Here is a 10,703-nt window from a genome sequence, read left to right as displayed (position 1 = left end):
GTCGTGGATCAGCACGATTGACCATGAGTGCCCACGACTGGCACAGGCTGTTAAAATTTAGGCACTAAAAAAATTTGCCCCCCGTATTACTAACAGGAGGGCAAATCGGTAAAAACGCTGAAAGCGTCAACCCAATATGGGGAACAAACGCCGATATGAAGCCATTTAGAACAAAAAACAAAAATTGCGGGTTGAAACCACCAAAATCGCAATTTTGATAAATAAACAAAATAGCAAACAAAAATTTTGTTTATTTCACAAACCAAAAACGTGATTAAACCAAGTTTTAGCAAGCTAGACCAATTAAAAAAAGCGAAATTCACAAAGTTACTACTAACAAAAAAAGCGCTATCCCTACAGCGAGTTGGGATAGCGCTTTTCACTTTGTATAAGATGGATTCTGTCAATCCAATAATTTTTAAATACCTTTTATGTCTAATTACTACGTATTTTATTTTGAATAAAAACTTTTATATTTTGATTCATACAAGAAGCCATAATAGCAGACATTATCAAACCAAAGAAAACTGCAAGCCCAAGGCTGATTATAATATTCCAAATTATACTTTTATTTGTATCTAAGTTAATATTCAAAAGAAACCACAGCATTGTCATATTAAAAAAATACATTTCAAATAGCTTCAGTTTAGAAAAAAATAGGGTATTAGTTGCAGCTAATGGTTTAAAAAATAAATACATAGAATAGATTGTCCATAAAGCCATCAATCCAACTAATACCATTCTTAAAATATTCAATACAATCAAATTAATATCAAAATTAATTAAAAAGCTAAGCAACGGCAAAATAGTACAGAACCATAACCACTTACGTAAGTATTCTCCAAAACTAGCTGTTTTTAAAAATAACATTTGTTTATTGAATCTATCTTGATTTACTGCATCCAAAATACCCCTCCCAATTAGTAAATTATTTTGAAACATAGTTAGCATATCAAACTATTGGCGCTGATGTCAAGATTATGGACAGGTTTTCTCGGCACCGCGAGGTGCCGGTACCCCGAAATTTTTTCAACACCCGGATTTCAGCCTAAAACGGCATGATTTCTGGGTGTTTTGGTTGATGGAACAGGGCTCAGCCCTGCCGGTGAGAGAAAACGAGTGGTATAGATTGTGAACCGGCCGGATTTCACAAGTTGTATCGTGCAACAAATAAGCCTTCACAAGGCGAATTTTTGAAATTCACAAGTGACGGCGTATAAACGTTGGTGCATCAGCTAGTGCTGATAACCCAGATTAAGTAAAGCAGACATTGGTCTGGGCGGCTTGAACTCCATTGGTGCGTGAATTAATACGTTCGTTGTTGTACCAGTTCACATACCATTCGACAGATGCCCTGACATCATCAATGGTTCTGTATTCTTCGTGATAAATCAGCTCACGCTTGATGAGCGAATGAAAACTCTCGATACGTGCGTTGTCGTAAGGATGCCCATTACGCGAGTAAGAATGATCTATCCCAGCATTTTGCAACGTTCCTTCGAACAGACTTGAAGTGTACTGGCTTCCCATGTCGCTGTGAATCATCTTTGGTTTACCGTTGGCTCTTAGAGCCTTCACGACAACAGATGTTGCGAATTCTTTGGTCATCTCTGAACTCAGTACATATGAGACAACACGGCGTTTTTCTGGGTCATAGACCGTCGCCAGGTAAACCCAGTCTCTATTCATCAGCTGGATGTACGTGATGTCAGTCGTTAGAACGCCACTCAAATCATCCAAATTCTTCATGAGATTGGGCTTTTGTGGTGTGTCAGTGGTCGTTGTCGGTTTTTTATATGACTTCTTAACCATGCGAGATTTGAGATTCAGCTCATTCATGAGCTCCCAAACCAAACGATCACCAACTTCAGTGTTCAAAATGAACCGTAAAAATGCGGCAATGCGTCGGTAGCCATAGATCCCACGATTGGTGTTGTAGACAGCTTTGATTGCCGTTTTTAGAGCGTTGCGACGCGTTTCTTGTTGACTAGGTTGCCAGTTTTTCCATTGATAATAAGTGCTTCGAGCTATGTTCAAAGCTGATAAAACGCTTGTTATGCGGTGTCCCATTGCGAGCGAACGGTCAATGATTTCCAGTCCTAACTCGCGATTTTGCGTTAGTTGTACTTCGAAAGCAACACCGCGGCTCGTTTTAAAATCTCAAGTTCTTCGCGAAGTTTGTCGTTTTCCTTTTGTAATGCGTTTATATCAGCTTGCGTCCATTTTTCGCCGTCCACTTCGTGGACCGTATACAGCTTGACCCAGTTACGGATTGAGTCGACCGACGGTCCGTATTCAGCCGATAACTCAGTATATGAACGGCCTTGGTTGTGCATCTCAACCAAAGACTGCTTAAATTCTTTTTTATATCGAATCATATTAAAAATACTCCTATGCTATTAGTTTACAGGGCAGAAAAAAATCTGTCCGTAAATCTAGCATAAGAGCAATTACTCAATAGGTTTGTATTCCTGTATAAAATCTAATATATTAATGCCATCTTTTTTTAGTCACAATAGAAATTAAAACAATTAAACCGGCCAGAACTATTGGCCCGCCTACTAGCATACCCTTTAGTACGTATATAATTAATCCTGACAATATAATAAAAGTTGGTAATACAAGTGCATATTTTAATCCCTTATATCCTGATAGATATTTCTGCCATTCATACGTTAGATCAAGCGAACTTGAAGAATCAAAAGATTTTAATCGATTTAAAGCATAGACCGTAAATAATACCAGGAATAACGTAGGAATAAATAAAATTCCCAGTTTGATAAAGTCCATAATATTACTAATAAGCAACACTATTAATAATAAGTCAGTAAACATCAGCATATTATATACTGGCCTTAAACTTTTTGTAACCTCTTTTTTTTCCAGATATTCACGCATACCTCTATCCTCCTTAAGAAGCGTATCTAACGAAACTTGATAATAATCACTCAACTTAATCAAATTTATAATATCTGGATAAGAAATTTCATTTTCCCAACTAGAAATAGTTTGACGAGTCACATAAAATTTTTGTGCAACTTGTTCTTGAGTTAATCCTTTCTCCAGACGAGATTTTTTCAAGCGATCACCAAATTTCATTTTTTTACTTCCTTTCTTGATGCCTTTACTATCCTAAAAAGCACTAAAAATAGCAAGCAGTTTTCTCTTGCGTAGTTGATACAAAGCTTTTTTATCCAAAATTGATCTGGTCTAAGAGCATTTCACGGCTCGCTTGATCTAAACCTAAATAAGTTAAGGTCATCGCTTCACTAGAATGATTTAATAATTGCATGACCAATCCAATATTATAGTTGGACTGCATGTAGACGCGATAAGCACCTGTTTTACGCATGGTATGGGTGCCTAGATAGTTAATCCCTAAGAGTTCGCCAACCTTAGCCATAACCTTGTAGAACTGTTTCTCGGTAATATGACGCTCTGAGTGCTGAATTGAAGGGAAAAGCCACTCAGAAATCAGATTGTGTTGCTGAAGCCAATCATAGTAAGCCAGTAAATCAGCGTGAACAGGTTTGAGGTAGAGAGTGTTGGCTTTACCTGTTTTTTGATCGTGGATGAATGTATTTTGCTTAATCGTTCCATCTGCGGTGAATACATCAGACTTTTTCAGCTGCATGACATCACTAACCCTTAGTAAAGTCGCTTTACCCAGTTGAAAAATGGTGTAATTACGTCGGCCAGCGCGAAAACTATCCAAAAGCGTCTCTTGGACACTTGTTAACACGTTAGAATCTTTAATCGGTAAAACAACTTGTTGCACCATCACCTAGTCACCTCTTTTTTAAGCATTATAATCAAACCGTTACAGGCGTTATTTTAATTATAAGCTAAAAAGCAGCCCCTAACAAACCAAGTTGATTTGTTAGGGGCTGTTTTATTAGGTTTTTTAAGGGGTTATTTGTTAAAAGTCATACCTTTTTTTGTATAAATCTTTGATATGCAAAAATCATTGTAAGAGATTATGTACTAAATTTAATGTCTCTTTATTATGTGAAAAAACGGAAACATGTCTAATGAATTCATTGCCTAATTGTTTCATTGTAAGTTTATTAATATTTTGAGTTACTTTATTAATGGCTAGGGATTTAGGAAGAATAGTAACAAATTCAGATTTAGAAACCATTGCTATAGTTGATTCGCTATAATCAATTTCTACAATTTCTGGTAATGAAATGTTTAGTTGCTCATATATTTCAATTATTCTTTGATGAATAGGACAGTATTTAGGATACATAATTATTCTCAACTGATTTAGTTGAGTAGCCTTGATAATAGCAAATTCAGATAATTTTTCCATACTTTTATTACATTGTGAATAAACTAAGTAATATGGCTCTTCAAATAGTTGTATTTTACTTATCTTTCCAATAATTTTGTTTTCAAATTCAGAATCTATTAAAATTAAATCTAATTTTTTCTCGTTAAAAGGATAAATCAAATCAAAAATATTATTTGTAATAGTAATTGTTTTTAGTTCGGATAAAAAGTCAACAAAAAATGAAGAATATGTATGGGATGAAATACTATCTAAAGATCCTAATTTAATATCGGAGATCTTTATTTTATTCTCAAATATATCAACATTCATTTTTTCAAATTCAGCAATAAAGTGTTTAGATTTTTTATAGAGATTATAACCTACTGGCGTAAGTTCCATACCTTGTGGTGTTCGGATAAAAAGTTCTTTATCATAATAATTTTCTAATTGTTTAATTTTTTTACTTATGGCAGGTTGTGTCATCGACAAATGAATACTACTTTTGTTTATACTTTTTAATTCACAAACTTTAGCAAAAACATATAGTAATTCAACGTTAAATGAATTATTAATCATTTTAATATTCCCCCCCATACATTGATACGTATTCAAATAATTTATACCCCATATTATAAACTGCATATTCCTTATCATAATGTAGTCATGTTAATATTTTAACATTAGTTTGTCTGGCAAGGTCAAATATACTGAACTTCTCAGCGAAGTTTAAAGGAGAAAAAATGTCTAAAAAGTATTTAGGTGGTTTAATTTTATGTTTAATTTCTGTATTATCGTGGGGTGGAATGTTTCCTATAATGGCGCCAGCTCTTAAAATTATGGATCCATTTTACTTCACGTTATTAAGGTATGGAAGTGTTGCCGTTATTTTTGCTATTATTTTATTTTTTGTGGAAGGCATTAAAGCATTCAAAACCGAAGGGCATATCATACGCTTATGGTTATTTGGTACTTCTGCCTTTGCAGGATTTAGTTTTCTAGTTTTTCTTGGTCAGCAAATTGCAGGGCAGTCTGGATCAATAATTGCTTCTGTTATGATGGCTATTCAGCCATTACTCGGTGTCCTAGTAGGCTGGATTTATCGTGGGAAAAAGCCCACAATGGTATCCTTATTTTCTATGATTATTGCTGCAGTAGGTGTCTTTATGGTGGTAACAAAAGGTCATATTAGTATTTTACTTTCAGGGCACAATACCATTTTAGCAGTAATATTCATTTTACTTGGTGCACTATGTTGGGTAATTTATACAGCCGGAGGTGCTGACTTCCCAGAATGGTCAATTTTACGCTACTCAACCTTAACATCAATTTTAGGTGTATGTTCAGTTATTATTGTATTAGTAATATCTACAATGTTCGGATGGTTAAAAGTGCCCACATTTTCACAAGTATCCGGTGTTCAAAATGCACTTGTTTATATGATTACGCTAGCTGGCGTTATTGCAGTGTTTGCTTGGAACATGGGTAACCGTATTATTGGTCCAATAAATGGTATATTGTTTATGAATTTAGTTCCCATCACTTCCTTTATTATAACAATAATAAATGGTTATAAGGTTTCTGCTTTTGAAATTTTAGGATGTCTAATTACCATTAGTGCTCTAGTGGGAAATAATATTTATAATCGTTACGCTACTAAATTAGCAAGAGAAAAATAATATGTAATAAAAAGCGCAAGATACTTATAAGTATTTTGCGCTTTTTATACTCCTTGGTATAATAGCCTTTATACTATGCAATTTAATGAGGTGAAAAATGACAGTCTATGGTTACGCACGAGTATCAACAGCAGGACAATCTTTAAATGAACAAAAAGATACTTTAAAAAAAGCTGGTGCTGATATTATTATAAGTGAAAAATATTCAGGAACCACGACCACTCGTCCACAATTTGAGAAGTTAGTTCATTTAGTTGAACCAAATGATACTTTGATTGTCACAAAATTAGACCGTTTTGCCCGTAACACGCGAGAAGCGCTAAATTTAATTGACTCCCTATTAAAAGAAAAAATCGTTATCAAAGTTTTAAACTTAGGAACAATTGATAACACCCCTATGGGTCGTATGATTGTTAGAACCTTATTGTCGGTTGCGGAGATGGAACGTGACATGATCATTGAGCGTACACAGGCAGGAAAGGTATTTGCTAAGCAACATAATCCTAACTACAAGGAAGGCAGACCTAAAAGAAAAAAAGATAGCCGTAATCAAGCTATCTTTGATTATTCAAAAACACATACTGTTAAAGTGACTGCTGAAGCATTTAACCTATCACCCCGAACCATACAGTATGTTAAACATTTGTTTGATTAATAATACTTTTCGAATATAGAAAGTATTTCAACATATAAAATACTTTTAGCTAGCAAATTTTAATTTTTTCGTGAGGCTATCCCTAGCCATAAAATTGAAATAATAATAAGCGAACCTCCCAATATAAAACTTGGTGTCATTGGCACCTTAAAGAAAGGAAATGAGAAAATAAAAACAAAAATTGGGTTCAGTGCTCTTATTAAATTTGCATTCCTGAAAGAAATATATTTTAGACCTTCATAAAATAAATACAGACCAAGAAACCCACTGGCAAACGCAGAACCAAATATTGATATTACACCCGAATTAAAGTTGAAAATAATCTGGTTTGCGAACAGTAGTATTATTCCTATTATTATTGCAGAAATCGCTTGATTATATAAAAGTAAAATATTAGTTTCAACGTTTTCAATGTTCTTCTTAGCTAACATATTTGTTAAAGCAAAGAAAAATGTATAGGAAATGGCCGATAAAATACCAAAGTAACTATTAATAGATCCGTGAAAATTTGTAATTAAAATAGTACCAAAAAGCGTTAGAATTATGGGCATAATATCTGATTTTGCCAACTTTTCATGCATTATAATAATAGATAACAATAATGCAAATACAATATAAAATCTACCAAATAGTCCAACACTTACTGGATCTAATAATGAGACACTGACATATTGAAGCAAAATACCAATCGCGTTTGTTAATCCTAAAAGCATAACCAATTTATTTTTAAATAAGTTGGGAATTGTCTGTCGTTTAAACTTAATGACTGCATAAGTTATAATAACAGAGAAAATAGCATTTAAAAAACCAGCCTGTAAGGGCGTCAAAGTAGACATAGATATTTTGTTCAACACAGGAGTCAATGACATAACTGCAACAGAACTAAGATTAAACCAGATTCCTTTATTTATGTTTGCTTCGCCGACGTTATTTTTTGGTTTACTCATAAATTCCCCAGTTTAATTTTTTAAAAATATCTGAATATACATTATCTTGCCAAGACAGCATTTCTGGAGACAAAGGTTTGTCTGAAACAATTCTTTCTACAGTCTCTGATGATTCTGGAATATCAGTAAATTCAAGTACATCAACAGTTGAAATTAATGTTGTATGTCCTGAAGATAGTCGATAGTAACCAATTATTTTAAGCGAAGAAGGATCTATCTTAGCTCCAGATTCTTCATAGGATTCACGTATCACAGTTTCTAAAGCTGTTTCTCCAGGCTCCTTTTTCCCGCCTGTTAGTTCCCATTTTCTTTTTTTATTACGAACAAATACCAATTTATTCTCTACGAATTGTAGAATTAGTATTGAATCAAACTGTTTTGGAATTGTGTTAAAAATCACTGGTGTAGTATTCATATTATTTCTCCTCTATTTTAGTAATTAAAACGTAGCTGTAAAATCCCACATTTTTGAAGAAGATATTAAAAAATTGATCTACTCTAGAAATAATTTTAAATGAAATAGAATCGTTAGGTTTTGAACGGCGTAATGAAACAAAAGATTTTACGATACTAAATCCAGTCTTTTGAGACAAACTTTTTAACTGTTGTGTCGTATATTCCGTTTGATAGCCAAATTTCCATTTTTTTAATGTTTCTTTAAAGAGACGATCAATGCGCCCAAAAGAATTTCGATTTGGAGTCATTAAAATAACTACACCATTGGGTTTCAACACATGATGCATTTCTTTCATAATTACTTGATTATCGTGAAAATGCTCAATTACACCTAAAGATATAACTTTGTCGAAAGAATTATCCTTATACGGTAATTTGTGTACATCGCCCAGATTATATTGAAAAATTTTATTACAATTAGCCATTCTTTTCAGCGTACTTTTTTGAGCTACCTCAGAAAAATCAATTCCAACACATTTAATATTAAAATGGGATAATAATTCAAAAATAATTGATCCATCACCACAACCAGCCTCAAGAACATGTTCATCATTTTCGAACGTAATTCCCTGATCAATAAATGTACTTATTTTATCTCTAGCCCTTTCCATACGTGAGTCAAAATAATTATATGATTCCTTAGTATCATGCTTTTGCCAAACGTTATCCCAATTTTCCTTGGTAGATAATTTATATCTCATAATTCCCCCCCCCATTATTTTTATACCTTCATTGATATTAAAATCACAATAAAAATATTATACCATTTCATATTATTAACGTACTTATTTTTAAAAATATGATTATTTAATATAAATCATTATAGTTCGTATTTTACTAATTCTATATTTAAATTTACATTATGTAACCACCAATATATTTATCTATTTCGTTCGTAAGTTATTAAGTTAATTAAAAATAATCTCCTTTCTTTACCAATACAATTTATACTTTGAATTATCGCCAGAATAGCGAATATCATATTCCTATCACAAAATATACTCTTACCTCAAAATATTTTATTAAGATGATAAGTTGTATCACTTTTTATGCCTCTACAAATATGGTTAACAAAAAAGCGACATAACTGTTAAGTTATGCCTTTTTATTGTTTATCAAGCGTATAATTATTTTTAAACTAATAAAGAAAAGAAATTGATTTTATGGCATTACAAATGAGTTTTGGTAACCGAATTAAAATTTTGAATAGTCAAACGTATGGCAGTATTGCTAAAGTCAAACGAAAAAATATAAGCTCAACGCCCAATAGTGCTATAAGTAAATTAATCAATAAGAATCACTCATTTATGGAATTACAATCTAAAAAACAAATGGAGGCAATAAAAAAAACCTCTTCTTTTTACAATGGTCAACTGACGCCTAGTAAAATGGGATTGCAATCGTCATTAGACATGAGAAATAGTATTTTGAAAAATTTTCAGACATCAGTTTTTCAAAAATATTTTGAGAATGATTATTATAGCAAATTAAGAGAATTAGCTGAACAAAGCAAAAAACGACAAGCAAAACTGAAAGAAGTACTTGTTAGGCTTAATCAAAAATTTGAGTATTTTCACGAAAATGGGTGGTTAGTACCTGACCAATTAGATATAGATAACTTAGATAACATTAATAGTCCAGAAGATGCTAATAAATACATGGAGAATAACTTAACTGGTGGTAGTGGCTTGTTGTTATTGACATTAAATACTTGTTTGTATCAAGAAAACTTACCTGATAACGCACGTGAATTATTGGAAAATATTATTGACTCTCTAAAAAAAGATTACTCCAATTACAAAGTTATGTTACCAACCATTTTTTCAATTATAGACTGCATTATTAAAGAACGCCTTAGCGGATATATAAAAAATTTTAATTTTGTAAATAGAAAAACAGTTGGCGATTTGAAAGAAAAAACAGATCAACAAAAGAGTCATACGCAAAAAGATTTATTGTATTTATATCAATCATCAATGGCGATAAATATATTAAGTACCAAATATTATCCCCTAGAAAATTCAAAAGAAGATACATCATTAACAAGAAATTCAGTAGCGCACGGCTCTTTTGACTATACAAAATATACGGTTTCTGACTTTGCTAAAGTAGTACTTTTAATTGAACATATATTAGGATTAAGAGAATTTCTTGAAGAACAGCATTAAAAATATATAAAGTATACAATATTTTTAAAAATTTGATTATAAGAACAAATGTTCGTGTAATTAAATAATATAAAAATGAAAAGAGAAATGCTATGGATCAAGATTTTAGCACTTTAATTAATAATTACTTCCAACATGATTATGGACATCAGCGCCAATTTACATTCTGATTTATCTACTATTTTTCCAAATACTTCACCATACATTTTAAAGACAATAATAGTTTGCTCTTATACTAAAAAAATGGACTATTTTTATGTCAATTCGTTATTCACAAGATTTTAAAGATTCACTGGTTAAACTTCACCAAGAAGGCCGTTCACTCAAATCATTAGCAGAAGAATTTGGACCTTCAAAAGATTCTATTGCTATTTGGGTCAAGCAAGCTACCCCAGTCATGATTCATGGTCAGTCAAAGACGTTAAAAGATGTCAAGCGATTAGAAAAGCGTAGAGAATCCCTGAAACCTTATATTTTAGACGTTTGGAAAACCTTTAAATTTTATGGCTATCGTCGTATTGCTGC

At 32.4% G+C, this 10,703-nt stretch carries 13 protein-coding genes; 4 read left to right on the top strand and 9 right to left on the bottom strand.

The genetic code is table 11. The features are described from left to right. Window positions 1–435: 435 nt before the first annotated feature. The 6 genes from K5Q12_RS06940 to K5Q12_RS06915 form a co-directional block, all read right to left on the bottom strand. A complete protein-coding gene (locus tag K5Q12_RS06940; protein ID WP_220743081.1) occupies window positions 436–906 on the bottom strand; it encodes a hypothetical protein in 471 nt (156 codons plus the stop codon). A gap of 348 nt (window positions 907–1,254) precedes the next feature. Next, window positions 1,255–2,091, bottom strand: coding sequence for an IS3 family transposase (locus K5Q12_RS06935; RefSeq protein ID WP_281418959.1), 837 nt, complete (start codon window positions 2,089–2,091; stop codon window positions 1,255–1,257). Between the two features lie 26 nt (window positions 2,092–2,117). Further along, the gene (locus K5Q12_RS06930) at window positions 2,118–2,378 is read right to left on the bottom strand and encodes a transposase (RefSeq protein WP_220743076.1); all 261 of its coding nucleotides are present in this window, start codon (window positions 2,376–2,378) and stop codon (window positions 2,118–2,120) included. 112 nt (window positions 2,379–2,490) lie between these two features. Next, complete coding sequence (locus K5Q12_RS06925) at window positions 2,491–3,099, bottom strand: helix-turn-helix domain-containing protein (RefSeq protein ID WP_220743074.1); 609 nt, start codon at window positions 3,097–3,099, stop codon at window positions 2,491–2,493. 91 nt (window positions 3,100–3,190) lie between these two features. Next, window positions 3,191–3,781 carry a site-specific integrase gene (locus K5Q12_RS06920; RefSeq protein WP_220743072.1) on the bottom strand — a complete coding sequence of 197 codons (591 nt, stop codon included), beginning with the start codon at window positions 3,779–3,781 and terminating at the stop codon, window positions 3,191–3,193. Between the two features lie 183 nt (window positions 3,782–3,964). Further along, window positions 3,965–4,852 (bottom strand): LysR family transcriptional regulator, encoded by an 888-nt coding sequence (locus K5Q12_RS06915; protein WP_220743070.1) that lies wholly within the window; start codon window positions 4,850–4,852, stop codon window positions 3,965–3,967. Between the two features lie 164 nt (window positions 4,853–5,016). Here K5Q12_RS06915 and K5Q12_RS06910 point away from each other — a divergent pair, with 164 nt between their 5' ends. Both K5Q12_RS06910 and K5Q12_RS06905 read left to right on the top strand, forming a co-directional pair. Then, complete coding sequence (locus K5Q12_RS06910; protein WP_220743068.1) at window positions 5,017–5,952, top strand: DMT family transporter; 936 nt, start codon at window positions 5,017–5,019, stop codon at window positions 5,950–5,952. Window positions 5,953–6,049: 97 nt separating this feature from the next. Beyond that, on the top strand, window positions 6,050–6,607 hold the full coding sequence (locus tag K5Q12_RS06905) for a recombinase family protein (RefSeq protein ID WP_220743065.1): 558 nt from the start codon (window positions 6,050–6,052) through the stop codon (window positions 6,605–6,607). Between the two features lie 59 nt (window positions 6,608–6,666). Here K5Q12_RS06905 and K5Q12_RS06900 read toward each other — a convergent pair whose 3' ends face one another. The 3 genes from K5Q12_RS06900 to K5Q12_RS06890 are packed head-to-tail and all read right to left on the bottom strand — an operon-like array spanning window position 6,667 to window position 8,711. Next, window positions 6,667–7,554, bottom strand: a complete 888-nt coding sequence (locus tag K5Q12_RS06900; RefSeq protein ID WP_220743063.1) for a DMT family transporter — start codon at window positions 7,552–7,554, stop codon at window positions 6,667–6,669. Beyond that, entirely contained in the window at window positions 7,547–7,969 is a 423-nt protein-coding gene (locus K5Q12_RS06895) for an NUDIX domain-containing protein (RefSeq protein ID WP_220743060.1), read from the bottom strand. Before K5Q12_RS06895 ends, K5Q12_RS06900 begins: the two co-directional genes overlap by 8 nt. Window position 7,970: 1 nt before the next feature. Then, complete coding sequence (locus K5Q12_RS06890; protein WP_220743058.1) at window positions 7,971–8,711, bottom strand: class I SAM-dependent methyltransferase; 741 nt, start codon at window positions 8,709–8,711, stop codon at window positions 7,971–7,973. A gap of 462 nt (window positions 8,712–9,173) precedes the next feature. On the opposite strand from K5Q12_RS06890, the gene K5Q12_RS06885 reads away from it, so the two are divergent. Together K5Q12_RS06885 and K5Q12_RS06880 are read left to right on the top strand one after the other, a co-directional pair. Then, window positions 9,174–10,178, top strand: coding sequence for a hypothetical protein (locus tag K5Q12_RS06885; RefSeq protein WP_220743056.1), 1,005 nt, complete (start codon window positions 9,174–9,176; stop codon window positions 10,176–10,178). Window positions 10,179–10,434: 256 nt separating this feature from the next. Further along, window positions 10,435–10,703, top strand: a 269-nt coding sequence (locus K5Q12_RS06880; RefSeq protein ID WP_246570529.1) for a transposase, incomplete at its 3' end; no start/stop codon positions are given.

The sequence above is a fragment of the Leuconostoc palmae genome (assembly GCF_019656075.1).
GTDB lineage: Bacteria > Bacillota > Bacilli > Lactobacillales > Lactobacillaceae > Leuconostoc > Leuconostoc palmae.
Note: the sequence above shows the minus strand (reverse complement) of the source record. Positions and strands in the feature narration are given on the sequence as shown.